Source organism: Paenibacillus sp. 3LSP (genome assembly GCF_032465655.1).
GTDB lineage: Bacteria > Bacillota > Bacilli > Paenibacillales > Paenibacillaceae > Fontibacillus > Fontibacillus barengoltzii.
The window spans coordinates 1-26,220 of sequence record NZ_JAWDJI010000203.1; the positions used below are offsets into that span (position 1 = coordinate 1).

The window sequence follows — 26,220 nt, forward strand, 5'->3', positions numbered from 1 at the left end:
GGGTGCTGTGCACCCGGGGCGCCGCGGCGCCATGTTCTTGCCGGCAGCGCGGATGCGTGCGCTGCCGGCGGCAAGGGCTGCACCGCGAGGCAAGTTGGCCACGCGGTGCGACGACGAACCCGCCTGGGGGAGGCAAGGCTTCCCTCAGGCGTTTTTTTGCGTCCGCTAACGGACCTAGATGCCGCTATTTGCGTGTGATCAGCAGTCATGTGAATGTAACGGACTCAGATGCTCTTATTTGATGGAAAGTTCAGAGAACAATCCTCCTTAACATCAAATAAGGGCTTCTCAGTCCGTTAGAACGGGAAATGACGCGGGAAATCGAAAATAAGGTCTTTTGGGTCCGTTAGAACTCTGCGGAAAGGAGCAGAGCAGGGAGCACGGTGCACAGTGTACGGAGCAGGGAGCGGGGCACAGGGCAGCAGGGCACGCCTTTTATACGCATGGTTCGAGCCATCGCAGGGCAAACCAGCTGCTGGTAGTTGTCCCAACCCCGCTTTTTTCAACGTACTAGACAGTAGGTCCGATAACGTTCCCTTCCACTGGCAACCAATAGATGCTGTTTTTGAACTAATTTGTGCAAAACACGTCTAGCGTGTCGATCTGAGATCCGCAAATGCTCTGACAGTTCCATTGGACTAAAGGGTCGCAACAGTCGTCTCGCAAAACGTACTGTTTCTGCCTCCAGCCAATCTAAATTTGGTTGTACCGCTAGGGTTATGAATTTGCCGACAAAAGACAGGACCAGCTGTTGGCATTGCTTGGGTTCCTCTACGATTGACAAGTAAGCGACAGGGAGTAACGTCCAGCCATCCAAGGCCAATAAACTGTGACGCCAACACAAATCCTTAAAACGCCGGACGTCTAAATCTCTTGCATGGGGGCCGTATCCTTGAATCTCAATCGCCCCCTTAGCTATGCCTGCCCCTGGAAGATAAGCGAGGTCCAAGTATCGATAACCGTTGTTAAAGTCACGCACCTCCCATTCCGGATACAAATGATCAAATTGCCCAATGGCCGGGAACCAAACGAACCTCAAAAACTCCATAGTGCCGTGCCCTAACCCCTTTTTGAGGAGCTCCAATCGTCTAGGATTCTTCTCTTCCTCCATTTGTTGTGTCATCCACGCATCAAACGCTTGGTCAAATTTCATCCCAATTACCCCTTCCTCCATTTAAAAATAAAAACGCCGTCCCGATACCTCCCTGCCCAATTCGGGGCGAGGTATCAAGACGGCGTGTGCTTCACGTCCGATTTGAGAATAGTTTATCGTGTTAATCACATTCAAGCAATGGTTTCTCTATGAGGTCTCTGGCGCATGATCCTTCTAACGGACCGAGAGGACCTTATTTCATCTAAAGTCTTACTCGATAAATTTTAACGGACACAAGTGACGTTATTTGATGCAAAATCGGACATAACCGACGAGAAACCAACCAATAAGGGCTCTGTGGTCCGTTAGCCCGGGAAATCGTCCGGGAAATAGCAAATAGCGTCTTGGTGGTCCGTTAGAGCCAGCGTACAACAAGAGACACTCTACTCCTGCAACTGCCGCAATACTGTGATTTCCACCCGGCGATTTTTTGAGCGGCCTTCGGGTGTGTCGTTGTCGGCGGCGGGGCGGGTGTCGGCGTAACCGGCGTATTGGAAATGCTGCGGATCTAACTTCTCCTTGTCCACGAAAAACCTCAGCACCGACAGCGCTCTGGCTCCTGACAGCTCCCAGTTGTCCTTGTACTTCGAGGCGTACACAATCGGGAGATTGTCCGTATGGCCTTCAATGCTGATGACCGTGTCAAGCTGTCGGAACAAGCTGGCGAGCTTGGCGAGTGTTTTGGTGGAGCCGCTTTTGAGATCAGCCTTACCGGTGTCGAACAGAAACCGGTCGTTTAATGTGATCGAGATGCCTTGGGGCAGGTCAGCCACATGGATTTGATCCTCCAGCGAATTGTCTTTGATGTAACTCTCAATGAGCAACATCAAATTGGCGAGATCTTCCTCCTGCTTGCGAAAAGCAAGCTCCCGTTCCGTCAACGGAGCCTGTCCGCTGCTGTCCGCTTGTCCTGTCGTGCCTTGTCCTTCGCCTTGCTTGTTGCCGTTATCGGCTGATGCCGGCGGATTTTTGTGAGTGTACCGGTCAGCCGTCCCTGTAATTCCACTGCCTAACTCCAGGATGGAATCGCCGCCTTTGAACGTGTGCTGGAGGGAGGAGGTCACGACCTCATATTTTTCCACGTCTAACCGGCTCATGGCGTACATCATCACGAAAAAAATCAACAACAGCGTAATCAAATCCGCATAGGTGATCATCCAGCGGTCCTTCGCATCGCTCCGCACTGAGCGGCGTGCACGTCGGCGAGATTCACGCGTCGAAACGTCCGGCTCGTTCATTTTTTCCGATTTACTGGAAAATCTCATAATTCATTCTCCTCGGAGGCTTGAATGCGAGAGCTGCTTCCGAAGCTGGCCGGTTTCTCTGCCGGACCGTTATCCGACAGAAGACGCGCGGTTTCCGCAGTATAGGATTCCAGCTTTCGCCGGACAAGCAGTGGATGGTCGCCGTTTTGGATCGACAAGATTCCTTCCAGCATCATTTCCATCCGGTCGATTTCGTCATCGCCGCGCGCTTTAATTTTGGAGGCGATCGGTAGAAAGATCAGGTTGGCACTAGCTACCCCATACAACGTTGCCGTAAAAGCAAGCGCAATCGAAGGCCCCAATGCGGTTGGTTCGGATAAGCTGCCAAGGACGTGGATAAGCCCCATCACCGTACCGATGATCCCCATTGTTGGGGCGTATCCGCCGGCCGATTCGAAGATTTTGGCGTAGCCGTCATATTTTTTTGATACCGCATCGATTTCCAGCTCCATGATTTGCCGTACCATTGACCGATCTGTTCCATCCACCACCAGTTGAATCCCCTCGCGCAAAAAAGGATCCCGATGCTCCGCCGCCTTCTTCTCCAAAGCCAATACGCCTTCGCGGCGGGAAGTGGAGGACATGTCCACGATATCCTCGATCACGTCGTCCTGTGCCGGGGATTTGCTCATGAACGCCAGTGCCAGTGCCTTCGGCACCGTTCGCAGCTTGGCAACCGGGAAGCTGATCAACACGGCAGCAAAGGTGCCGCCAAACACAATTAAAGCGGCTGTAACCTGCAACAGACCGCCTAGCTGACCGCCTTCGAGCGTAAATCCGCCAACAAGGGCGGCGAGACCAACAATGATGCCTACCAACGTTGCAATATCCATGAAATATGAACAACTCCTATCTTCGACTTACCGTTTGCATCTATAGGATGAAAAAGGTATAATACATGGGAACACCTATTCCTATTTTGATAAATTTAGGAAGGGCGCAGGCGTTAAGCTTGGTTTATTCATCGGAAGGATGACGATCCTAGTTTATATGTAGAAACAAACTTCTTGAGTAACCAAACTCATGTCATAAATAAAAATAATGTCAAATGACGCCTCTAGTATTCCATTTTAGACGATAGGGTGATGTTGGACAATGAGTGAAATCGTGGTTAGCGACAATAAATTCGAGCTGATCTCCGAATATACGCTGCAAGGCGACCAGCCGGAGGCGGTGCGTCAATTGGTGGAAGGCGTGCTGGCTGGGAAAAAGCACCAAACACTGCTCGGGGCCACGGGGACGGGTAAAACGTTTACGATCGCGAATACGATAGCGAAGCTCGGACGACCCACCCTCGTCATTGCGCACAACAAGACGTTGGCAGCGCAGCTGGCCAGCGAATTTCGTGAATTTTTCCCCAAAAACTCTGTTGATTACTTCGTCAGTTACTACGACTACTACCAACCGGAAGCCTACATTCCTTCCTCCGACACCTACATTGAGAAAGATTCCAGCATTAATGAAGAAATCGATAAACTGCGGCACTCGGCGACCAGCGCGCTGTTCGAGCGGCGGGATGTCATCATTGTGGCGAGTGTGTCGTGTATTTACGGTCTCGGTTCGCCGATGGAGTACCGTAATTTGGTGCTGTCTCTGCGGGTAGGGATGGAGAAGCCGCGTAATCAAATTTTAAGCCGGCTGGTGGATATCCAATATCAACGGAACGATATCAATTTCGTACGCGGTACGTTTCGGGTGCGCGGCGATGTGCTCGAGATCTTCCCGGCTTCCCATGGGGAGAAGGCGATCCGCGTGGAGTTTTTTGGCGATGAGATTGAGCGGATTACGGAGATCGACGTGCTGACCGGCGAATTGGTTGGGGAGCGGGAGCATGTGGCGATTTTCCCGGCGTCTCACTTCGTGACCCAGGAAGAAACGATGAAGATTGCCCTCCAGAACATCGAACGTGAGCTGGAAGAGCGGTTGGCGGAACTCCGCGCGCAAGGCAAGTTGCTGGAGGCGCAGCGGCTGGAGCAGCGGACGCGGTACGACATCGAGATGATGAGAGAGGTCGGCTTCTGCTCCGGGATCGAGAACTACTCCGGTCCGTTAACATTCCGTGAGCGGGGGGCGACGCCGTATACGTTGCTGGATTATTTTCCGGACGATATGTTGATTGTCATCGATGAGTCTCACGTCACACTGCCGCAGATCCGGGCAATGTACAATGGTGACCAAGCGCGTAAAAATGTGCTGGTTGAACACGGATTCCGCTTGCCGTCGGCGCTGGATAACCGGCCGCTAAGATTCGAGGAGTTCGAGGAGAAAGCGACGCAGCTGATTTATGTCTCGGCGACGCCAGGCCCTTACGAATTGGAGCACTGCGATACGATGGTCGAGCAGATTATTCGTCCGACAGGCCTGCTGGATCCAGTCATCGAGGTGCGGCCAACGAAGGGGCAAATCGATGATCTGATCGGAGAAATCCGTGACCGCATCGCTAAAGACGAACGCGTGCTGGTAACGACGTTAACGAAGAAGATGGCCGAGGACTTGACCGATTACCTCAAGGAAGTTGGTATCAAGGTAAGGTATCTTCACTCCGATATTAAAACGCTGGAGCGGATGAGTATATTGCGCGACCTGCGGTTGGGAACGTTCCATGTTCTGATCGGGATCAACCTGCTGCGGGAAGGTCTGGATTTGCCAGAGGTTTCGCTGGTGGCGATTTTGGATGCCGACAAGGAAGGCTTCCTCCGTTCAGAGCGCTCGCTGATTCAAACGATTGGCCGGGCTGCGCGGAATGCGGATGGCCGCGTGCTGATGTACGCTGATACGATCACGGAGTCGATGGATAAGGCGATCAAGGAAACCGAGCGGCGGCGCAGCATTCAGATCGCGTACAACGAGAAGCACGGCATCACGCCGCAGACGATTCGCAAGAAAGTCCGCGATGTGATCGAGGCGACCAAGGTCGCAGAGAGCAAAGCGGATTATCTGGCCGATGCCAAAGGCAAGATGTCCAAGCGCGACCGCGAAGCGATGATCGCCCGCCTCGAGGCCGAGATGAAAGAAGCGGCCAAAAACCTGCAATTCGAGCGTGCGGCCGAGCTGCGTGATGCGATCCTCGAACTGCGGGCGGAGGCATAAGCGTAGGCGAGCTGGCGCCGTTTAGCAATATGAGCCAGCCATAGGTTAGTCAAACAAGATTGCTGACCTATGGCCCTGGTTTGGGGCGGCTCATATGGGACTCTTAGGTTGTAAGTTGCTGTAACGGAACGGAGAGACCTTATTTGCTCTAGAGAGCAAGGTTTCTCGTTCTAACGGAACGAGGAGACGCTATTTTGCTTGATAATGCACTAAACGTCGTTATAGCTGGTGAATAAGGTCTCTGGGTTCCGTTAGGACGGGAAATATCCAGGAAATCAACGAATAACGTCGCTACGTTCCGTTAGAATCCGGGCGCCCTGGGAGTGGGGCGTCGGCAAACCAACCCTATGTGAATAGCATCGTGATGGGAAGCCGGTTTTAGAGAAGTGAAAGTTAAATCAAGTTTAAAAATCGGGTTTTTAGCACCGAGAAGGTTGGATGAAGGAGGGAGTGAGTAGCGGAGCGTAGGTGGGGCTACGTGAGCAACGGAGCGACCGACTGAATTCAAGATTCGATGTCGAAATACTCCTATGAAATAGCATCGTGATGGGAAGCCGATTTTTAAACAACATCTATAAAAGGGAGATGAAGTTGTTGGGTCGCGAGAACATAGTCATCAAAGGCGCCAGAGCGCACAATCTGAAAAACATAGATGTCACGATACCGCGCGACAAGTTTGTCGTGCTTACGGGGTTAAGCGGCTCCGGCAAGTCATCGCTTGCCTTCGATACGATTTATGCCGAAGGGCAACGCCGTTACGTGGAGTCGTTGTCTGCGTATGCCCGGCAGTTTTTGGGGCAAATGGATAAGCCGGATGTGGATTCGATCGAAGGATTGTCCCCAGCCATCTCCATCGACCAGAAGACGACGAGCCGCAACCCGCGTTCGACGGTAGGGACCGTTACGGAAATCTATGACTATCTTCGTCTGCTATACGCCCGGATCGGGCATCCGCATTGTCCGGATCACGGCATTGAGATCACGTCTCAGACCGTTGAGCAGATGGTGGACCGCATTATGCAGTATCCGGAGCGGACGAGATTGCAGATCTTAGCTCCTGTCATTTCCGGCAAAAAAGGCGAGCACAAAAGCTTGCTCAGTGAAATCGCCAAGCAAGGCTTCGTCCGGGTTCGGGTGGATGGAGAGCAGCGCGATTTGTCGGAAAATATTGAACTGGAGAAGAACAAGAAGCACACTATCGAAGTGATTGTCGACCGGATCGTGGTGAAGGAAGATGCGCGCAGCCGGCTGGCCGATTCCATTGAAACGGCGCTGAAAATGTCCGGCGGGCAAATCCTCGTGGATATTATTGGCCAAGAGGAGCTTCGCTTTAGCTCGAACTATGCTTGTCCGATTTGCGGATTCAGCATCGAAGAGCTGTCGCCGCGGATGTTCTCTTTTAACAGTCCGTACGGGGCTTGCCCAGAGTGCGACGGACTTGGCGTGAAAATGATCATCGACAAGGACTTGCTCATCACGGATCCTTCCAAATCGATTGAGGAAGGCGCATTTGAGGCTTGGGCGGGCGGCACCTCCAACTACTATCCACAGTTTTTGAGATCGGTATGTGAGCATTTTAATATCCCGCAAAATGTACCGGTTTCCGAATTAACGGAAGATCAGATGGACAAGTTGCTCTATGGCACAGGTGATGTGAAGGTAAGGTTCCGCTATGAGAACGATTTTGGCATGACCCGGGATGCCTATGTCACGTTTGAAGGGATTATCCCTAACTTGGAACGGCGTTACCGGGAAACGGCTTCAGAGGGAATCCGCGAGTTCATCGAGCAGTTTATGGGATCCAAGCCTTGTGGTACCTGTCATGGTCACCGCTTGAAGAAAGAGGTTCTGGCCGTAACGGTAAATGATCAGAACATCGCCCATGTGACGTCTTTGTCGATCGGCGAAGCCCAAGAGTTCTTTGGGAGCCTGGAGCTGACGGATAAGGAAAAATCCATTGCCAACCTGATTCTGAAAGAGATCAATAACCGACTTGGGTTCCTGGTGAACGTCGGCTTGGATTATCTGACGCTTAGTCGTGCGGCTGGTACCTTGTCTGGCGGCGAGGCGCAGCGCATTCGGCTGGCGACACAAATCGGTTCGAGCCTGATGGGCGTCCTGTACATCCTGGACGAGCCTAGTATCGGGCTGCATCAACGGGATAACGATAAGCTGATTTCAGCGTTGACTCACATGCGCGATCTTGGCAATACGTTAATCGTCGTGGAGCATGACGAGGATACGATGCTTGCTGCAGACCATATCATCGATATCGGGCCTGGGGCAGGGATTCACGGGGGGCAAGTGATCTCACAAGGGACTCCTCAGGAAATCATGAACGATCCGCGCTCCCTAACGGGGCAATATTTGAGCGGGAAGAAGTTTATCCCGGTACCTTTGTCTCGACGGAAGCCGGATGGCCGCTGGCTGGAGATCAAAGGGGCCAAGGAAAACAACCTGAAGAACATCAACGTTAAAGTCCCGATCGGGGTATTTACGGCGGTGACGGGAGTATCCGGCTCCGGTAAGTCGACCCTAGTCAACGAGATTTTGTATAAAACGTTAGCTCGCGACTTGAACCGAGCGAGAGTGCGTCCAGGCCAATACAAGGAGATCAAAGGCCTCGAGCACGTGGAGAAAGTCGTTGATATCGACCAGTCTCCAATCGGCCGCACACCGCGGTCCAATCCGGCAACGTACACCGGAGTGTTTGACGATATTCGTGATCTGTTCTCGCAGACGAACGAAGCGAAGGTACGCGGCTACAAGAAAGGCCGTTTCAGCTTCAACATTAAAGGCGGTCGCTGCGAAGCCTGCAAAGGTGACGGGATCATCAAAATTGAAATGCACTTCCTGCCGGATGTTTATGTTCCTTGCGAAGTTTGCAAAGGCAAACGATACAACCGCGAGACGCTGGAAGTCAAATATAAAAACAAGAGCATTGCTGATGTGCTGGAGATGACGATCGAGAATGCTACGGAGTTCTTCCAAAACATTCCGAAAATTCATCGCAAGCTGCAAACGTTGATGGATGTGGGATTGGGGTATGTGACCCTGGGGCAACCGGCAACGACGTTGTCCGGCGGGGAAGCCCAACGCGTGAAGTTGGCATCGGAATTGTATCGCCGCAGCACCGGCAAAACGATTTACATTCTCGACGAACCTACCACGGGCTTACACGTCGACGATATCGACCGGTTGCTTAAGGTGCTCCATCGCCTGGTTGATTCCGGCGAGACGGTGCTTGTAATTGAGCACAACCTGGACGTCATCAAGACGGCCGACTATTTGATCGACTTGGGGCCGGAAGGCGGCAGCGGGGGAGGTACAGTGATCGCCACCGGCACGCCGGAGGACATCGTGAAGGTGGATAAATCCTATACCGGCCGATACCTGGCTCCGATCCTCAAGCGGGATACGAAACGCACCGCCGAACTTAATCAAGTCGAAGAGAAAGATCGGGAAGTCGTATAGTAGAGAAAAGAGCAGCCTCTATTGAGAGGTTGCTCTTTTTTTTTGGTGCGGCCGAAGCCTCTTTTTGCCCCCTCTTTTTGAGGATTATCCCGTTGCATCAGATGGGAACGATCTCTGAACGAAAGGGATAATTGTGGAAAAGAGGCCACAAAGATAGAAAGAAGGCCGGCCCCATAGGGGACCGGCATTTTTTTTCAATGATATCGAATGAAGCTGTTAATGTCCCTCCGCTTACGAGGCGATTCCCGCAGCTAGAATTTGGTTCAGCTGTTCTTGGAACGCCGGAACTCCGACGCGTCGAACGAAATCATGGAACGATTCGGAAGCATTGCGATTCGTTTTGTAGAATAATAGCAACTGCTCTAGGACATAGGCGACCTGGTCGCCTTTGACGCGACCTTTAAGCGCTTGGTTAAACTGGGCTTGCGGCCCGTTAGCTCCACCGCCTAATGTCCCGCCTACAGCAATATCAAATGCGTCAACCATACCTTCCGGCGTCTTGATCAGCGAACCCTGCAAGCCGATATCGGCGATATGTTTTTGGCCGCAAGCATTCGGGCAGCCGATAAAGTGGATGCGAACCTTTTCGTCCAGTTCAACATGTTCATCCAGATATTCTGCAACTTCAGCTGCGCGCCGTTTGGTTTCGACGATGGCCAAGTTGCAAAATTCATTGCCTGTGCAGGAAACGGTCCGGCTCATAAAATGCTTCGGAAACGGCGTTAACCGCTGAAGAACCGGCGCTTGGAGCGCTTCTTCCACTTTGTCGTCCGGAATACCGCTGATCAAAATATTTTGCGACATCGTAGTACGGATTTTGCCTTCGCCGTATTGGTCAGCCACATCGGCCAGCTGCTCCAGCTCATCGGCGTTCAAACGACCCACGGGTACGTTAAGGCCAATATAGTTCAGCCCTTCTTGCTTTTGCGGATGCACTCCGTCGAAATAGGCGGCTTGCCAGCCGACGGTCTTGTCTTCCCCGCGCGACTCCAGCTCACCTACCAGCTCGATTAATTTCTCTTTAAATTTCTCCGGCCCCCAGTCTGCGACAAGAAATTTCAAGCGAGCGTGGTGGCGTTTCTCCCGATAGCCATAATCACGGAATATCGTGGTGACCCCAATGGCCACTTTCAGCACTTCCTCAGGTCTAACGAAAATGTCGAGCGGCTTCGCCAAATGTGGCTTTGCGGATAAACCACCGCCGACCATGACATGAAACCCGATGGTCTCTTTTCCGTCAATCACCTTGACCGCGGGGGTAAAGGCCAAGTCATTGATTTCCGCTTGCGCATTATTGTAAATGTTTGCGGAGATCGACATTTTATATTTTCGCGGCAGGTTGGAGAAGTCACGGTTCAGCAGGAAGAATCGGTTCACTTCCTCCACGATCTCCGTCGTATCGATTAATTCGTCCTTGTCGATTCCGGCCAGCGGATTCCCTACAATGGTACGCGGGCAGTCACCGCAGGCTTCGAACGAATACAGCCCCACCTGATCTAGACGCTCGAAAATATCCGGCAAGTTCTCCACCCGCAGCCAGTGGAACTGGATGGCTTGCCGTGTAGTTACGTCCACCAGGTCACGGCCATACAAGCGAGAAATTTCCGCCAGCGCACGTGCTTGCTTCGTGGTCATGATCCCGGTGTTGATGCGCACGCGCATCATGAAGTGACCGTCTTTTGGCTTTTGTTGATATACGCCGGCCCATTTGAAGCGATCCATATCGTCAGCAGGAATCGAGTCGTAGCCTTTCACCGCGTATTCCTCAATAATCGTGCGGATGACGTCCAGCCCGTCTTTTTCCAGTTTAACGAACTCGAATTTGTTTAATTTCTCCGGCTCTTTGGTCCATATCGGTTCATAAGCCATGCGATAACCTCCCTATGTTACGTTTGGGTAAAGAATCCTCAATGGATCCCGTGTATTAATTCCGACAATAAAACTCTGAATAAGGTTATTTTTCATGGTACCATAGAAGCCTAAGAGCGTAAACAAAGAAAGGAATTTTTTGGCATAAGACTTCCTTATGAGCAACTAAAGATCTGGTGATAATGTATTTGTCAATGATATCCTGCATAAAATAAGGCTTAAATCTGGCAGCAAACACGTAAATTCAGCGAAAACTTTGACAAAATCTTGTCTTTCCTCTTGCATCCGAACCGGAGGGAAGATAACATAGAAGAAGAGTTGTGATTTCGTGGATTTCAAGAGGAGGTTTCGCGATGTTGCTCCAAGCAGCGGAAGAAACAGCAAAAACAACGAATTTTAACGGGTTCGATATTTTTATGATTTTGTTTACGATCGTGATTTTTATTGGCGTGATCCGTCTGTTGAGAGAGCGTCCGAAGAAGAACCTGTTCGCGATCGCTTTCGGGATCATTAGCTTGCTGGTCTTTTTGGCATCGGATGCAATTATGATTAAGACCTGGTTTAGTTAAGCAAAGCAAGCGATACATATTTCCTTATGTGAAATAAGCCAAGGCACTTTATTCTTGATAAAGGAATAAGGTGTCTTTTCAATTTACAGGATCTGGATTATAATAAGAGCCAGGTGAAGCACACCTTGACATCTTTTGGATGGCGAGGTGTGTTTTTTATTTGCAACAAATGGATGAATTTATCAGAAAAGCAAGAAGAAAGGAGGTTTTCGGGGAGTGGAAGCGAATATGTGAAGATACATATTTTTCCTTTGAGGGAAAGTTGAAGACTAGGTGTGGGAGTGATGAATGTGAAAAAGATGCTGGTGATAGGGCTGGTTGGATTGATGTTGGTCAGCTTGATTCCGGGTAAGCCTCATCTTCATGCCGCTTCCGGAGGGTTCCCAGATGTTAAGGAAGGGCACTGGGCTAAAGCGGCGATTGAGTCGGCTGTAGCTAAAGGTTATTTTAAAGGCTATGCAGATGGAACCTTTAAACCAAATGGAACCGTAACTCGAGCTGAGTTTGCTGCCTTATTAGCACGGGTAGCTAAAGCAAAGGAATCGGAGGAATCAGAGGCGTCAGGGCACTCGTTTTCAGATTTAGCGGGGCATTGGAGCGAACCTGAGGTCGAACGTGCAGTAGCCCTTGGTTTTATTCAGCCTAGCGACTATCCAAATGGGTTTCAGCCGAATACGCCGATCACCCGCTTTGAAATGGCCAAGTGGATGACATCAGGCCTGGCAGCCAACAGCGATGACTTTAAACAGGCGTTGGAGGACACTAAAACAACGGTAATCCCGGTAAGAGAATATTTTAAACCGGGGATCCCTGAGTCGAAGTCTTCCTATGTTGCCGTTGCCTTAGGGACTAAGTTGATGAGCGGGTATCCGGACGGTACCTTTGGATTGGATAAGAAAGCAACCCGCGCGGAGACCGCCATCATTCTGCAGAATTATGAGCAGGTGAGTAGTAGAGAAGCGGGGAGTTTTTTGGGATTAAATGAATTACGAGAAGTCGGAACTCAACGCACAAATATGGAAACGATCAGTCCATTTACGACAGGGAATAATCCCTTGACCAATGTAGTAGATAAAACGCTGACGTTCCGTAACCATGCTGGCAGTGTTAAACTTCGCAACTATATCATTACGGATAGTGAGGACTTTAAGGATATTAAAAGTATTTACGCACCATTATTTATTGATCAAACCGATTATGACGCCCGTTTGGATCGACCGGGAAGGTACAGAGCCTACATTCAAATTACTATCTATCCAAAAACAAAGGATTTTGATTTGGGCCATTATATGAACGGTTCAATTTATGGGCTGGTCAATGGGAGTAGAATTGCAAATACGAAACTAACGGAAAAATACGGGTATCTTACATTGCCTAATATGTACACAAAGGAATTTTTTAAAGAGCATAATTCCAGTGACGGGATAACATTATGGGTAGAGACTATTCTCAATATTAAAACATCTCCGGGTGATCAACTTACTACAGACGACGGTTCTTTTTCCTCATTAAGACTTAAATAAGGGGCGAAAATGAATGAAAAAATGGAGTGTCTGGTTTTTATTACTCACTCTATTGGTCTTGCCCTGGAATTTCGCAAACGCTGCATTTGAAAATGGTTATCCTGCTTTAGGTATTGAGGTTTCACCTGTTGGGCCAGCACAAATGCAAACTGTTAGAGTAGAGGTAAGTGGTGATGCTACAGCTCGACCAAAGGTAGTTTGGGTGCAAAGCGATACAGATATTTGGACGGCTACCTTTGATGATGGAACTCGCGTAGATACGGGTACACATGGTCGAGGCACCAGTGCAGAGCCCTTAAGACAACGAATTGATTTCACTCTCGACTTATCATCGTATGCACCAGATTCTTTGGAAGACGTTCTAGGAAATAAGTTCTTGAAATCATTCATTAAAGATTTGTCTATTGATGATATGGAATGGAGAGAAGAAAAAAGCTATGAGCCAGTCGGAGCCAAGCCAGTTTTTCAAAAGGGAAGCACTAATGCTACAATCAAAGTTTGGACTGGATATCCGTTAATCGTTAGTAACAAGTATAAATATTCGACCCGGTATGATGGTGAAGATAAGTTTATGGCCGAGTATTACGTTCCTATGAAAGTTATATTTAGTGGCTACGTGGTTGAGAAAAAGAGAATGCGTGTGCTGGATAACGCTACGTTGGCGGTAGGCCAAACCAAGGAATTGAAGGCTCAAGTTAATACCTTAGAGTACAACATGTCCGACTGGGGCGATAAATGGTTTGATGTTACTTCAGCTAGCGAGACCTCTTGGTCTTCTAGTAACACTAGTGTGGTAACAGTTGATGGGAACGGAAAAGTGACAGCGAAATCACAAGGAACCGCCATTATCACTGCCCAATGGAAAAAGGGACCATACTGGTTATACGGGTCAGCTACCATAACTGTAGGAACCGGCGGGGGAGGTCCGGGCATTCCCACAGACCCGACACCACCTCAATGCACACAACCCACCCCCAGCGGCAATGTCATCGATGTACCGTTAAATGACCCCGCCGTGAGTGCGGTCATTAAGGCGGATAGTCGGGGGGCGGAGCGATTTAATGTGCTGGATGGGATTCCGACTTCGGAAAGCCTGTACGGGAACGTTATGGCCAAAAGCTACTTGTCAAAGAATCGATTCGTGGAGATGGCCGGGAAATGTACTTTTGAGATTACGGTAAACCGGGAGTATACGTTAACGTGGGACCCTGGCAAAGAGGTGGAAGGGCCGGATGGCACAACCCATAAGGAGCCGGATCCCCAAACGGATACGGAGACCCTGACGAAAACATACACCATCGAACGTCAATATTCCTATTGGGTTATTGATAACCTCGAGGTATACAAAATTAATGAGGCAGCTTTGCAGAATTACGCGTTTGAAGGCAATGGCATTCGAATACAGCCTACTGGGTATACTCCCCCGTCCTACTCGACGAGTTTAACGCACGGGTTCACGCCACCGAATCCAGAAAATCCGGTAGAAGCGCCTCCCGGAAGTAAATCTGGAGGAACGGAAAGACCGGATGTGAGCGGGGAGGACTTGAAGTCTTTTGCTGAGAGTGCCGTGGAAGAAGTGAAGGTCAAGAATGATACCTTGATCTTTAACGGAAGTACCATTATGAATGGCGCTGAAACGAGTCGATCGGGGGCGCGGCCCGGCCAGATTCCCTCAGCACCGCAAATCAACGAAAATGTGCTGTATAGTCCAGGTCATGTGATCCCGACTAGCAAGACGAATAAGGCGAACCAGCCTAGTACCGGCACGATCTATTACGGGCTGATGAGCGGCAACATCAATGGCGGCGCGGACAAAAGCTTCCCTATTAACGGGATCAACAGTGTAACTGTACATACGCCCGTAGTGATATACCCCGGTGTCTCCGACGACAAGGCGCATAATCAGAAGACGACGCCGGCGGCGGGGCGGTCGGCTGTGATTTTGGATCGGCCGTTTACCGTCACGATGCCTAACAGCGGCCAGCATACCAATTACTTGGGGTACGGCAACCGGGACTATTTGAAGTATGTCGGCAGCAAGCAGGTTCGCTTCCCGTTTGATGTTTATGAGGGAGCGAAGGCGAGATTTTATCCGAAAAATACCTGGATCGAAGTGGACAAGACCCGGGAGCAGTTTGACTTCTATCTCCCTGTTTGGGTGGATGAAGGGTTTTATACCGTGGAGTTCCGCACCATTGCACATAATGCGCCAGCCGGAGCGACGGAGCAGACGAATGCCAACTTGAACCTCACGCATCATATCGCTTACGGCACCGTGCCGGTTGATGTGATTGGGCGGGTGTTCGATTTCAAAGTGACGGATATTGCCGATTACAACTGGGAAGGTGTGTTTCGGACGGCTCCGGGAAGCCCGGTGCCCACCGGGGCTGCTTACTGGGTTGGACTCAACGGGATTGATGGAGCCCCAAGAGGCAATGCGCCGCAGTATACGCTGCCCATCCGACCTGGCAGTCATCCGCTTTACAAAAACGCAGTCATCAAAACGGGTTATCACTTCAAATTTGATCTAAAAACCAAAGGGAATATGTTTGGGCCCTTAGATCAAATCGTGATCACCCCCACGTTTGATTTCATCGATGCCGAAAGCGGAAAGCGCCAGCCCGTCGATCTGTATTATCATACCGGCAACCGGAGTTATGTTCGGATCGGATCCCCCTTGGACCAGGTGCAGCGCTATGTGATTCTTAACGAACGCCTGCGGAATGTGCCGATCGAGGAGCTCACGGATACCGCGCTCTATAAATACGATCACGACTACACCTTTGATCAGGTGGCCGGCATCGGACGAAGCCAGTTCGTGCAGCGGTTCATCCAGAAGCAATCGATGCAAAAAACTCCTGTCGGCAGCCTGAGCCTGCTGCGGTTACCGGAAGGCGTTCGCACGCTGATCGGTCCGAAGTCAGGAATCCCTGCAGGCGTTGATCCTGCTCGGGTGAATGCCGCAGTACAACGATGGTACGGCGAGTACAGCCTGCCAGCTGAGCTGTACGCGGTCCCGGCGGGGACGAACGTAGCGGAGTATGGACGGACGCATAGCGGGTTGACGGATCGATCGGAGATCTTTTTGAAAAAAGGCTACATCGTGGTGAACTTCAACATCGAGACGGTGCGAAACGGGGAGCTGGGGAAGCCGTATCTTCAATACATCCAAGCGCCGCTGATGAACCAGTGGACTGGCATGGAAGGTTTTGCGCGGAGTGTAGTAGACCCTTACGGTCGGCGCTTTACGTTGAAGGATGGGGACGTGGCGTTTTACCATGCGGACCTGTCGAGTCGGGATGATTTCAGACCATTGGTGACGCATTAGCTGAAGGGATAATGAGTTAGGGAGCCGGGTTGCTCTGGGATCGAACGGGTTTTTCGATGCAGAGCTTCACGGTTCCCTTTTTTTCGTCAAGTTCTGCCCACGATTTTGTGCAATCTATGATACAATATTCTAGTCTATTTTTGAGGCAAGTGAGATGTGGGAGGACCATCAAGTGAAGAAGCCATGCCCGTTTATCGCCGTGGAAGGCGCCATCGGAGCCGGAAAAACCACGCTGGCCACGATGCTCGCTGAGCGGTTTGACTTACCGCTGTTGAAGGAGATCGTGGAGGAGAATCCGTTCCTGGACAAGTTTTATCAAAATATCGAGGAATGGGCGTTTCAGCTGGAAATGTTCTTTTTGTGCAACCGGTACAAGCAATTGGAGGATACGGTAAAAAACTACGTGTCCCGAGGGCTGCCGGTCGTGTCGGACTATCATATTTATAAAAACTGGATTTTTGCCCAGCGGACGCTGCAAGGGGACAAACGGGAGAAGTGCCGGCAGATTTATCATCTGCTGACCGACGATCTGCCAAAACCGAATGTAATTGTGTATATCCAGGCGGAACTGGCGACCTTGTTAAAGAGAATCGAAAAACGCGGCCGCAGCTTTGAGCAGGACATCGATCCCGGCTACCTGGAGCGGCTGATCGAGGATTATGAAACGGCGATTGCGCAGATTAAAGCGCGTGAACCGGAGACGGTCGTGATTACGATTGATGGCAATACGCTGGATTTTGTGGAGCATCCGGAGCATTTTGAGCAGATCGTTGCGAAGATAAAGGAGCACTTATAAAAAATGAGTCATGAATTGTACATCCCCAAAGACGCCGTAATCACGGTAGCGGGTACCGTTGGCGTTGGCAAATCCACGTTGACGACTGCGTTGGCAGCTCGGCTTGGCTTTCGCACTTCGATGGAGAAGGTTGATAATAACCCGTATCTGGAGAAGTTCTATCAAGATTTCGAGCGATGGAGCTTTCATCTGCAGATTTATTTTCTGGCGGAGCGGTTTAAAGAGCAGAAGGCGATCGTTGAAGCGGGCGGCGGGTTCGTTCAGGACCGTTCGATTTACGAGGACACCGGGATTTTCGCCAAAATGCATGCCGATCAAGGCACGATGTCCAAGACAGATTACGAGACGTACACCAGCTTGTTTGAGGCGATGGTGATGACGCCGTATTTTCCGCATCCAGACGTGCTTATTTACCTGGAAGGGAATCTATCGTCCATCCTGAATCGGATCCGGCTGCGGGGCCGGGAAATGGAGATCCAGACGGACGTCTCCTATTGGGAGCATATGCATGAACGGTACGCAAAATGGATCGAGGAGTTTGATGCCTGCCCGGTGCTGCGGCTGAACATTGATGAGTACGATGCCACAGATGAAGCGTCATTGGATGAAATTATCCGCCAGGCGGCAGAAATCATTCATGCGTCGCGGGCGAAGCGAAACGGTTAAATATATATCATGAGGTCAATGGGAGCTGAGGCTACTGTTGGCTTCTTTTTTTTGATGAGACAAGGGTGGGCTTGGCTTCGGATAGGAGAGGTGCGTTTGGAGGGGGCTTTTTGATGATTATCCCGTTGCGTCAGAGCTTGGGGACAGAGAATGCTTGCGATAAAAGAATAGCTTGCGAACCAGGCTTCCTCATGTCACTCCCTGTCCTGATATCCCTCTTTCTGAACGAAAGGGATAATGGCGTAAAAGGGGCGTCAGAAGGGGGATAAAGGCTCTGAAGGCGGGCGCCATGTTTTTCCTTGCGAATGGATGGAAAAGCTAGAGTGCACGGGCAATGTCTGCTAGAATATATAAGTTGAACATTCGCTTAAATTTTGAATTTCTGCAATCAAGTAGAATAGAGGCCGGCTGCGGCCGGATTGGGAGGACATATATGAGCAAGACGACGTTAACGCGGCAGGATGTAGAGCTGCTGGCGCCGGCCGGCGATTGGGATTGCATGCGGGCGGCGGTGGCGAACGGGGCGTACGCGATCTTTTTTGGCGTGGAGAAGTTTAATGCCCGGGCGCGGGCGAACAATTTCCGGATGGACGAGCTGCCTGAGATTATGGCTTTTTTGCATAGCTATGGAGTTAAGGGATTCCTGACCTTCAATATTCTTGTGTTCGAGGATGAGCTGCGGGATGCGCAGGAGTTGGTTGAGGCGTGCATCAATGCAGGGGTGGATGCGGTTATCGTGCAGGACCTCGGGTTGGTGAAGCTGATCCGCGAGTTGTCACCGGATTTCCCGATTCATGGCTCGACGCAGATGACGATTACGTCGCCGGAAGCGGTGGAGTTCGTGAAGCCGTGGAATCTGGAGCGCGTGGTGCTGGGCCGGGAAAACAACCTCAAGCAAATCAAAGTCATCGGGGAGCAAGCCAAGCTGCCGATGGAGGTATTCGTGCACGGGGCGCTGTGCGTGTCCTACTCCGGTCAATGCTTGACGTCGGAAATGTGGGGCGGACGCTCGGCGAATCGCGGCGAATGCGCGCAAGCGTGCCGGCTGCCGTACGACCTGATCGTCGACGGGGAACAGAAGCCGATGGGCGATGTGGCTTACCTCTTATCGCCAAAGGATTTGGCGGCGATCGACATCATGCCGGAGTTGATTGAGGCGGGCGTGACGTCTTTTAAAATTGAAGGGCGACTGAAAAGTCCGGAGTACGTTGCCAACGTGGTGAGCAAGTATCGGAAGGCGATTGACCGTTATTTTGACGGGGACGATACGCGTCCGTCGAAGGAGGAGATCCGTGAGCTGCAGCAGAGCTTTTCGCGCGGCTTTACGCATGGCTTCCTGGAGGGGACGAACAATAAGAAGCTGGTCGACGGGACGTTCCCGAAAAGTCGGGGCGTGTACCTGGGCCGCGTAGAGAAGGTGCTGCGCGACGGCGTCGTCTGCAAGCTGGAGGCGCCGCTGAAGCGTGGGGACGGGATCGTGTTTGATGCCGGGGATCCGACGCAAAAAGAAGAAGGCGGCCGCGTCTACGACCTGCGCCGTCAAGGCGTGAAGCAGGAAGGCGAAGCCGGAGAGGGTTGGATCGTCGATATCGTGCCGGGACGTAATAACGTGGATTTGCGCCGCGTGCACGTCGGGGATCGCATCTGGAAGACGAACGACCCGGCGCTCGACAAGCGGCTGCGCCAGACGTACGAGACCGAGAAGCCGTACCGCGTCTTCCCGGTGCATGTGCGGGCCGTGGGCCACGCCGGCGGGCTGCTGAACACCTTCTGGACGGATGTCCAGAAGGGAACGACGGTGCAAGTCGACTCGGAGCTGGAGCTCGAGGTCGCGCAAAAACGGCCGATGGACGCCGCCCTGCTCGAAGAGCAGTTCGGGCGTCTCGGCGGCACGGTGTTTCAGCTCGAGAAGCTGGATGCGGAGCTGCATGGCGACGTCATCCTGCCGATCCGAGAGCTGAACAGCATCCGCCGGCGGGCGGTGGAGCTGCTCGCCGCCGAGCGGCCGAAGCCGCCCGTGTGGACGCGCACACGGGCGGCGGGGGTGTTGGACGCCCCAGCCGTGGGCGGGGCGTCGATGGCGCCGCTGGCGCCGGCGGCGGCAGCCGCTGCGGTTGCGGGGCAACCGCAGCAGGCGCAGGGCCGCGGGCCCGCGGCGCCGGTGAAGCACGGCGAAGCGCAGCTCGCCGCGCTGTGCCGCAGCCTGCCGCAGGTGCAGGCTGCGCTGGAAGCCGGCGTATCGTTCATCTACGCCGACTTCGAGTTTATCAAGCAATTCCCGGCAGCCGTTGAAGCCGTTCGCGCAGCCGGCGCTCAGATTGCGCTGGCGACGCCGCGCATCCACATGCCGGGCGAAAACGGCTACCACAACAACATCCTGCGTCTCCAACCCGACGCGGTGTTGGTACGCAACACCGGGGCGCTGTATTACTACCTGCGCCATCGGCAAGAGAACCCGTCGGCCGTGCATCCGCGGTTGATCGGCGATTTCTCGCTGAACATCGCCAACCACCTGACGGCCGAGCTGTTCCTGGAGGTCGGCTGCGACGTGGTCACGCCGTCCTACGACTTGAACATCCAGCAGATGGTCGATCTGCTCCGGGTCAGCCCGACGGCCGACATGGAGATCGTGATCCATCAGCATCTGCCGATGTTCCATACCGAACACTGCGTGTATTGCACCTTCCTCAGTGAAGGGACGGACTACACCAACTGCGGTCGCCCGTGCGAAAAACACCGCGCTTCTTTGCAGGACCGCATCGGCATGTCTCACCCCGTCCGCGTGGACGAAGGCTGCCGCAACACGGTGTACAACGCCATCGAACAGTCGGGCGCGGAGTATCTGAATCATTTTCTCGAGCTGGGCGTGTCCAAATACCGTGTTGAGTTCCTCGAAGAAACGCCGGAGCAGGTGCATGAGGTCATCGACCTCTACAACAAAGCGTTACGCGGAGAAATCAGCGGCACCCAGGTATGGAAAACCCTCAAAGCGACCAACCAACTCGGCGTCACGCGCGGACAGTTAGTAAAATAAAAAACGAAGGGAGTCCCCGTAGTTCGCGGTAGTTATACCGTGGGGGGCTCCCTTTTTGCTGTAACACGAGAAAATACCATTACTTAACAAGTATGGTATAATATTAGATAAGCAATAGAATAGGCTTGCAAGGGCGGTCGGCTACCTCTCATTCTCTAGGAAGGGAGGGATGCCAAATGGAAGTTTATCAAGCATTAACGCTAATGATCTCATTCGCGACATTAATGGTCCTGATACTTTCCTTCCATAAACACAAATAGACCGCCCTCGGCAAAGGAATCGGTCTATTTGTACTGAGATCCTACACAGCCTGCCGCCCTTAAAAGCGGCTATTGCCCGGAGCCGTGCCCTGTAAGCACGGCTCCTAAATAATTACTTTCATTGTATCACAATCGATACAAAATATACACGTTTGCGAACTTTTTTGCAGAGGAGCCCAACATTACTCGTACTCATCCGATTCGCTCCTATCTTCCAAGGTTTGCGAGATTTAAGGGGTGGAAGGATGCCGGACAAGCTCATCTGTACCGGTGAGTACTTCCGTGAGGAGGGAGGCGCCAAGCCTGAAACCGTATTTAAACACTGCCATCGAATGCATGTCGTTAGCTTGTGCCTGCAGATCCATCAGGTATTCCAGTTCGCTAAATTCTTCTTCGGTCAGCTTCTTACGCCATGATTCCGTAAGCTCCGAGATTTGCCGGCATAGAGGACGATACTTCGGATCTCGGGAGACAATCATTTCGTCCGGCAAAATATGCCCGGTATAAAGCTCTTCAATCAGACTACTCATACGCATCCTCCTTATTGATAGAGAGGCAGCGCCTTGAAAGGGAGGGCAGCACATGGTAGCATATTTATGCGGCCTTCCTTTGGAGGGTTGCCTCTGGGGGGAAGTGGCGGGTTCTTTTGCGAGATTGCGCCGCTTCCCTTTACTTTTGTTCGGACAAAAGCTTCTTGATCCCCAGCCGTATCGCCTCGGTGACGGTAAGTTGATGCTTGTCACAGTAAGCGATTAAGGCGTTATAAGTTTCTTCATCAAAACGTGCCTTGATAATGTATTTCTTGGGACTTTCCGCTTTTGGCCGCCCTGTTCGTGGGCTCAGTTTACCCACCTCACTTTCTGTGCCACACAATAAATATAATATTTTGTGACACAAAAAGTCAATCCTAAAAATTCCAGAATCTTGAAGAAAAACACCCTGCAAAGACATCTGTTTTCCTATCAAATACAACTTGTGGAACGTTTGTGAATTCGCTGTTCAAAGAGGCGATAACCCTTCTTTATCGCTTATAAAAATCTTGTCGATATGCTATAATGAAAGCGTAAACAAGCGAGTTGTAGAGCGGGTTTTAGCGATGTTCAGATCGCGTTGAAAAACTAGACGATTGTAAGTTGAACCCCGTCTAAATCTCGCTTGTGCCGTAGTTTTCACAAACCTTTAGGAGGGTGAAAGTGATGTTTGAAGGATTCCTCGAGATGCAGACGGTCGTGACTCGTGTACACGGACAATTGGAAATCGACGGCGAACAAGAATACCGCAAAATCGAGTTCGGCACGGAACGTTTCCTGCACACGCCGGAACCGGGTGATCGGATCCGAAACGAGGAACAGCTTCCTCAGCGCTTCACATGGTGGAAATTTTGGGTCCATTAATTCCATTCTAAATCTGCGAAAATGAATATCCCTTATAACTTAAGTTGGACTCGGGGGAATCCCTGGGTCCTTTTTGCTAACGGTCTACTTTGGATATGGTATAATGACACTAGGTAGATCATTTAAGTACGAGGGAGCCGTCATTTCATGAAAATCCGCAAAGCCATCATTCCCGCAGCCGGGCTGGGAACGCGATTCTTACCTGCCACGAAAGCCATGCCCAAAGAAATGCTGCCCATCGTCGACAAGCCGACGATTCAATATATCGTGGAGGAGGCCGTGGCTTCGGGGATTGAGGACATTATTATTGTAACTGGTAAAGGGAAACGGGCAATTGAGGACCACTTTGATGCTTCATTTGAACTAGAGTATAACCTGAATGAGAAGGGCAAGTACCGCCTGCTGGAAGAAGTTCGGAAATCCTCGGAAATGGCGGATATTCATTACATACGTCAGAAGGAACCCAAAGGTCTGGGTCATGCCATCTGGTGTGCACGGAAATTTGTTGGTGACGAGCCGTTTGCGGTCTTGCTCGGCGATGATATTGTGGAGTCGGATACCCCTTGTCTGAAGCAGATGATCGAAGTATATAATGAACATCAGGCTTCCATCGTAGGAGTTCAACCGGTGAACTGGGATGAGGTATCCCGTTATGGGATCGTTGATCCAGTGGCGGTTCGGGACCGTGTCTACGAGGCGAAGCAACTGGTGGAAAAGCCGCAGGTTGGCCGAGCCCCCTCCAATCTGGCGATTATGGGACGCTATATTTTAACCCCTGCGATTTTTGATATCCTGGACAACCAGCGCATCGGGGTGAACGGTGAGATCCAGCTCACCGACGCCATTTCACGGCTCGGCGAAACCGAACGGGTACTAGCCTACCATTTCGAAGGCACCCGCCACGATGTTGGTGAGAAGCTGGGCTTCATCAAAACTTCAATCCACTACGCTCTTGAAAATCCTGAACTTCGTGATGAGTTAATTAAATATATGTCAGAGATTGTGTTGGACAGTCTAAACTAACAAAGAAACCGGCCGCTCCCTAGGGAGTGACCGGTTTCTTTTTCTACATTAAAATGTTAGGTTAGCTAGCTGTTCGATTAAATCCTTCTCCGATGGATCAACCTTCAGCAATCGGTCGTACACCGCTTGGTCGGTAGCTCCTGTCTTCTGCAAAGCAGCTAGGTACCAACGGGCAATTTCGCGGTTTGTACTATCGGACAAATCATCCTTAATTCCAACTTTGAAGATTTCAGCTGCCTTCGCCGGTTCATTCATCATAAATTGCATTTTACCAGCATTTAGGACCATCGGCTGCGTAATCTCAAATGGATTCCCCTGCATTTGCCCCTTAGGCAACGTCTTCAAGTGCTCTACCCCATCCACAACATGCTGGTAGGCGGCTAACCCGGTTTGGAAATATTGCTCTTTCTCAGAGGGATCCTGTTCGCCAAGCTTTTGATATCCAAGCTCATAGGATTGGACGATCAGGGTTTCGTACCAGCTCATATCATAAGCATAACGATCTGCATTATCGCGGTAAACCTCATAAGCCTTGTCGTATTCGCCTTTGGACTGGTACAACTTAATCAGCTGTTTGTACATGTCCTTGTTGAAAGGTTCTTTTTTCAGTGCATTCGTAAGGAGAGTTTGCTCTTGATTGTAAAATGCATCGTCTTTCGTTTGATCAAATCCAGCTTGCAGCAGAGAACTTAAGTAAAGTACCGCATCGGGTTGGCCGCTGCGTTTCTGGAGCGCTTTATCCAAAGGAGCCTTGATCTCCTGGAAATCTGTGCTGGTCGCGATCAATTCTTTGCCTTTGGCCGCAGCACCGACGGCTTGAATATTCCGGATCGATACAAAGATCAAGATCAGGGAAGCGACCACCATGATCGTACTGTACAACCCGCGCATCATTCCCGGTTTAACGGTGAATTTTTCGACCGGTCGGCTGTCCATCGCTGCTGCCATCCCTGCAAGCCCCAGGAATACTAAGATGCCCAGGAACACATAGCTCATGTTAAAGTCCATCAAGCTGTGCATCAGGATCGAAAGGACAATGATGAAGTAGACGAAATAGGACTCCTGCTTCTGTTCATCTGCTTGGATATATCCACGAATATATTTATAGAAAATAAAAGCCAAAAATGCGATCAACACAAGGAAGCCTAAGAGGCCTACCTCAACCAAGTACTGCATCACAAAGCTGTGTGCTTGACGGCTGGTGTATGGGTTGTTCTGGTATTTTTCATAGATCGACGCCCAGGCACCGCCGCCGGCCCCAATAATCGGGTAGTCTTTGACCACCTTCGCTGCATCCTTATAGAAAGTCATCCGTTCCAGGAAGCTGTGCTGCTGCAGGTTAAGGTTCTCCAGGCGTTCCCCGATATTCCCCGGCAATATATGCTTCAGGTTCGTCCCGAGGAATAACGCAGCTAAAACAGCAACCGCAAGTACCGAAACGAGAGGCAGCCACAAGCTGGCAAGTTTCTTGCTTGCCCATTTGCGAGTTCCGTTCTCCAATCGAGGAGCAACAAAACGTTGAATCAGGCAAGCAATGACAGCCAGCACGATGGAAGCTTCCAGGACGTAGAACCAGCCCTTGGCCGGGTCACCGATCTGTCCCAGATGGAATTGCTGCCCCAGCTCTGTGACAGGCTTGGCAATGACCAGCGTACCGATTCCGGCGATCAGGCAGTATACGATCCAGAGGATTTGTTTGGCCGGCTTTAGGAACAACAGTAAGATGATAAATACGATCGGCAAAAACACCAAACCGCCCCGGGATAACGTTAAAAGAATCGAAAGGGCGATCGGTACAAGCATAAATGCATGGATTGCTTGGCTGTACCATCTTTTTGAACGTGTAATGGCGAAGACGGCTACAAAGAAAAATGCCATCAAAAACGCCGCATACGTATTCGGATATTGGAACACCGAAGCGAGACGTGGACCGTTCGCGTCCACCCAGATCGCTTGGGTGTATTGTCCGTTAACTACCGTACCCGTAAACCAGCCAACGATGGCCGATACGGTTCTCCCTTGTCCCAGCCAGTTGAACAGGCCAAAAAGCACAATGATATATCCAACGGTGATTACCGTCGTTTCAATGACAAGGTTCGACTTGCGGTTTTGCAGCAAATACAATGAAATGACAAACATAAAGGCATAAAGCGACTGAATCAGCACCATATTGGAAGCAAAGTACTGGCTTGCTGCCGAAATCAGTGCGATAATGTAAGTTATGGGAATAAGCAGAACGAACAATGCCGTCCAATCCCGCTGGTCTTCCAGCTTGAGGCTTTTGAAATAGGTGGCAACCCAACCTAGCATTAGTAGACTTCCCGCAAGCACCGCCCAATAGATGGGTCTTTCGAAGTCTAGGACAAGCCCGTTAAACAACCCGGCTTGGAACGGCGCCCAAACCAGGAACAAAATCAACCCGATCATCAACACCAACAACGCCGCAGGTAACTTCTCCCGATTTCTCGACGCTGCGGCCATTTTCCCGTATACTGGTTTCGACACGTGTTTATCTCCTTTGCGAATAGATACGACAATTATTTTAGCATATTAGTGTTAATCGGATAATGGCCTTGTAAAAATTTGATATGGCATTGTTAATTAATGGGAGCTTATGAGGAGGAACAATTATTTTTATGCAAGGCTATTTTTTAATAAAAATGATTAAAGTATACTAAATTACTATTTAAAAATTCAAACTTTAAGAAATATTAGGTTAATACTTGGAAAAGTGTACTAAATTTTTGAAAGAAAGTGTGAAAGTAAATATGAAATT

Annotated in this window: 17 protein-coding genes; 11 read left to right on the top strand and 6 right to left on the bottom strand. The window is 50.9% G+C overall.

What is annotated here, in order from left to right:
• Positions 1 to 502: 502 nt before the first annotated feature.
• From RW092_RS17205 to RW092_RS17215, 3 genes are all read right to left on the bottom strand, one after another.
• Complete coding sequence (locus RW092_RS17205; RefSeq protein ID WP_016314095.1) at positions 503 to 1,153, bottom strand: hypothetical protein; 651 nt, start codon at positions 1,151 to 1,153, stop codon at positions 503 to 505.
• A 383-nt stretch (positions 1,154 to 1,536) separates the two neighbouring features.
• On the bottom strand, positions 1,537 to 2,310 hold the full coding sequence (locus RW092_RS17210; protein ID WP_410055548.1) for an OmpA family protein: 774 nt from the start codon (positions 2,308 to 2,310) through the stop codon (positions 1,537 to 1,539).
• Between the two features lie 104 nt (positions 2,311 to 2,414).
• Positions 2,415 to 3,251, bottom strand: a complete 837-nt coding sequence (locus RW092_RS17215) for a flagellar motor protein (protein WP_127576625.1) — start codon at positions 3,249 to 3,251, stop codon at positions 2,415 to 2,417.
• A 262-nt stretch (positions 3,252 to 3,513) separates the two neighbouring features.
• On the opposite strand from RW092_RS17215, the gene uvrB reads away from it, so the two are divergent.
• Positions 3,514 to 5,508: an excinuclease ABC subunit UvrB gene (gene uvrB, locus RW092_RS17220; protein WP_028539046.1), complete on the top strand. Its 1,995-nt coding sequence runs from the start codon at positions 3,514 to 3,516 to the stop codon at positions 5,506 to 5,508.
• 585 nt (positions 5,509 to 6,093) lie between these two features.
• Positions 6,094 to 8,982: an excinuclease ABC subunit UvrA gene (gene uvrA / locus RW092_RS17225; RefSeq protein WP_036625950.1), complete on the top strand. Its 2,889-nt coding sequence runs from the start codon at positions 6,094 to 6,096 to the stop codon at positions 8,980 to 8,982.
• 231 nt (positions 8,983 to 9,213) lie between these two features.
• Here the strand turns inward: uvrA and RW092_RS17230 are convergent, their stop codons facing one another.
• Positions 9,214 to 10,851: a nitrite/sulfite reductase gene (locus RW092_RS17230; RefSeq protein ID WP_016314090.1), complete on the bottom strand. Its 1,638-nt coding sequence runs from the start codon at positions 10,849 to 10,851 to the stop codon at positions 9,214 to 9,216.
• Positions 10,852 to 11,204: 353 nt separating this feature from the next.
• Here RW092_RS17230 and RW092_RS17235 point away from each other — a divergent pair, with 353 nt between their 5' ends.
• The 7 genes from RW092_RS17235 to RW092_RS23850 all read left to right on the top strand — a co-directional run bounded on the left by RW092_RS17235 (position 11,205) and on the right by RW092_RS23850 (position 21,027).
• On the top strand, positions 11,205 to 11,420 hold the full coding sequence (locus tag RW092_RS17235; RefSeq protein WP_016314089.1) for a DUF2759 family protein: 216 nt from the start codon (positions 11,205 to 11,207) through the stop codon (positions 11,418 to 11,420).
• 284 nt (positions 11,421 to 11,704) lie between these two features.
• Entirely contained in the window at positions 11,705 to 12,943 is a 1,239-nt protein-coding gene (locus tag RW092_RS17240) for an S-layer homology domain-containing protein (RefSeq protein WP_051416973.1), read from the top strand.
• A gap of 517 nt (positions 12,944 to 13,460) precedes the next feature.
• The gene (locus RW092_RS17245; protein ID WP_316010793.1) at positions 13,461 to 16,271 is read left to right on the top strand and encodes a DUF5704 domain-containing protein; all 2,811 of its coding nucleotides are present in this window, start codon (positions 13,461 to 13,463) and stop codon (positions 16,269 to 16,271) included.
• Positions 16,272 to 16,425: 154 nt separating this feature from the next.
• Positions 16,426 to 17,067: a deoxynucleoside kinase gene (locus RW092_RS17250; protein ID WP_316010788.1), complete on the top strand. Its 642-nt coding sequence runs from the start codon at positions 16,426 to 16,428 to the stop codon at positions 17,065 to 17,067.
• A 3-nt stretch (positions 17,068 to 17,070) separates the two neighbouring features.
• On the top strand, positions 17,071 to 17,733 hold the full coding sequence (locus RW092_RS17255; RefSeq protein ID WP_316010789.1) for a deoxynucleoside kinase: 663 nt from the start codon (positions 17,071 to 17,073) through the stop codon (positions 17,731 to 17,733).
• Between the two features lie 433 nt (positions 17,734 to 18,166).
• Positions 18,167 to 20,767 carry a U32 family peptidase gene (locus tag RW092_RS17260; protein ID WP_316010794.1) on the top strand — a complete coding sequence of 867 codons (2,601 nt, stop codon included), beginning with the start codon at positions 18,167 to 18,169 and terminating at the stop codon, positions 20,765 to 20,767.
• Between the two features lie 176 nt (positions 20,768 to 20,943).
• Complete coding sequence (locus tag RW092_RS23850; protein WP_368017499.1) at positions 20,944 to 21,027, top strand: putative holin-like toxin; 84 nt, start codon at positions 20,944 to 20,946, stop codon at positions 21,025 to 21,027.
• Between the two features lie 230 nt (positions 21,028 to 21,257).
• Here RW092_RS23850 and RW092_RS17265 read toward each other — a convergent pair whose 3' ends face one another.
• On the bottom strand, positions 21,258 to 21,557 hold the full coding sequence (locus RW092_RS17265; RefSeq protein WP_016314083.1) for a DUF6809 family protein: 300 nt from the start codon (positions 21,555 to 21,557) through the stop codon (positions 21,258 to 21,260).
• Positions 21,558 to 22,223: 666 nt separating this feature from the next.
• Here RW092_RS17265 and RW092_RS17270 point away from each other — a divergent pair.
• Both RW092_RS17270 and galU read left to right on the top strand, forming a co-directional pair.
• Complete coding sequence (locus RW092_RS17270) at positions 22,224 to 22,421, top strand: hypothetical protein (RefSeq protein WP_316010790.1); 198 nt, start codon at positions 22,224 to 22,226, stop codon at positions 22,419 to 22,421.
• A 147-nt stretch (positions 22,422 to 22,568) separates the two neighbouring features.
• Complete coding sequence (galU, locus tag RW092_RS17275; RefSeq protein WP_316010791.1) at positions 22,569 to 23,444, top strand: UTP--glucose-1-phosphate uridylyltransferase GalU; 876 nt, start codon at positions 22,569 to 22,571, stop codon at positions 23,442 to 23,444.
• A gap of 48 nt (positions 23,445 to 23,492) precedes the next feature.
• On the opposite strand, the gene RW092_RS17280 is transcribed toward galU, so the two are convergent.
• Positions 23,493 to 25,949: an O-antigen ligase family protein gene (locus tag RW092_RS17280; protein ID WP_316010792.1), complete on the bottom strand. Its 2,457-nt coding sequence runs from the start codon at positions 25,947 to 25,949 to the stop codon at positions 23,493 to 23,495.
• Positions 25,950 to 26,220: the final 271 nt, after the last annotated feature.

Bases quoted from the DNA above. Each gene is read 5' to 3' on its own strand.
- uvrA (WP_036625950.1), top strand. From the start codon at position 6,094: ATGAAGTTGTTGGGTCGCGAGAACATAGTCATCAAAGGCGCCAGAGCG.
- galU (WP_316010791.1), top strand. From the start codon at position 22,569: ATGAAAATCCGCAAAGCCATCATTCCCGCAGCCGGGCTGGGAACGCGA.
- RW092_RS17205 (WP_016314095.1), bottom strand. From the start codon at position 1,153: ATGAAATTTGACCAAGCGTTTGATGCGTGGATGACACAACAAATGGAG.
- RW092_RS17250 (WP_316010788.1), top strand. From the start codon at position 16,426: ATGTGGGAGGACCATCAAGTGAAGAAGCCATGCCCGTTTATCGCCGTG.
- RW092_RS17260 (WP_316010794.1), top strand. From the start codon at position 18,167: ATGAGCAAGACGACGTTAACGCGGCAGGATGTAGAGCTGCTGGCGCCG.
- RW092_RS17215 (WP_127576625.1), bottom strand. From the start codon at position 3,251: ATGGATATTGCAACGTTGGTAGGCATCATTGTTGGTCTCGCCGCCCTT.
- RW092_RS17210 (WP_410055548.1), bottom strand. From the start codon at position 2,310: ATGATCACCTATGCGGATTTGATTACGCTGTTGTTGATTTTTTTCGTG.
- RW092_RS17240 (WP_051416973.1), top strand. From the start codon at position 11,705: ATGAATGTGAAAAAGATGCTGGTGATAGGGCTGGTTGGATTGATGTTG.
- RW092_RS17255 (WP_316010789.1), top strand. From the start codon at position 17,071: ATGAGTCATGAATTGTACATCCCCAAAGACGCCGTAATCACGGTAGCG.
- RW092_RS17270 (WP_316010790.1), top strand. From the start codon at position 22,224: ATGTTTGAAGGATTCCTCGAGATGCAGACGGTCGTGACTCGTGTACAC.
- RW092_RS17235 (WP_016314089.1), top strand. From the start codon at position 11,205: ATGTTGCTCCAAGCAGCGGAAGAAACAGCAAAAACAACGAATTTTAAC.
- RW092_RS23850 (WP_368017499.1), top strand. From the start codon at position 20,944: ATGGAAGTTTATCAAGCATTAACGCTAATGATCTCATTCGCGACATTA.
- RW092_RS17230 (WP_016314090.1), bottom strand. From the start codon at position 10,851: ATGGCTTATGAACCGATATGGACCAAAGAGCCGGAGAAATTAAACAAA.
- RW092_RS17265 (WP_016314083.1), bottom strand. From the start codon at position 21,557: ATGAGTAGTCTGATTGAAGAGCTTTATACCGGGCATATTTTGCCGGAC.
- uvrB (WP_028539046.1), top strand. From the start codon at position 3,514: ATGAGTGAAATCGTGGTTAGCGACAATAAATTCGAGCTGATCTCCGAA.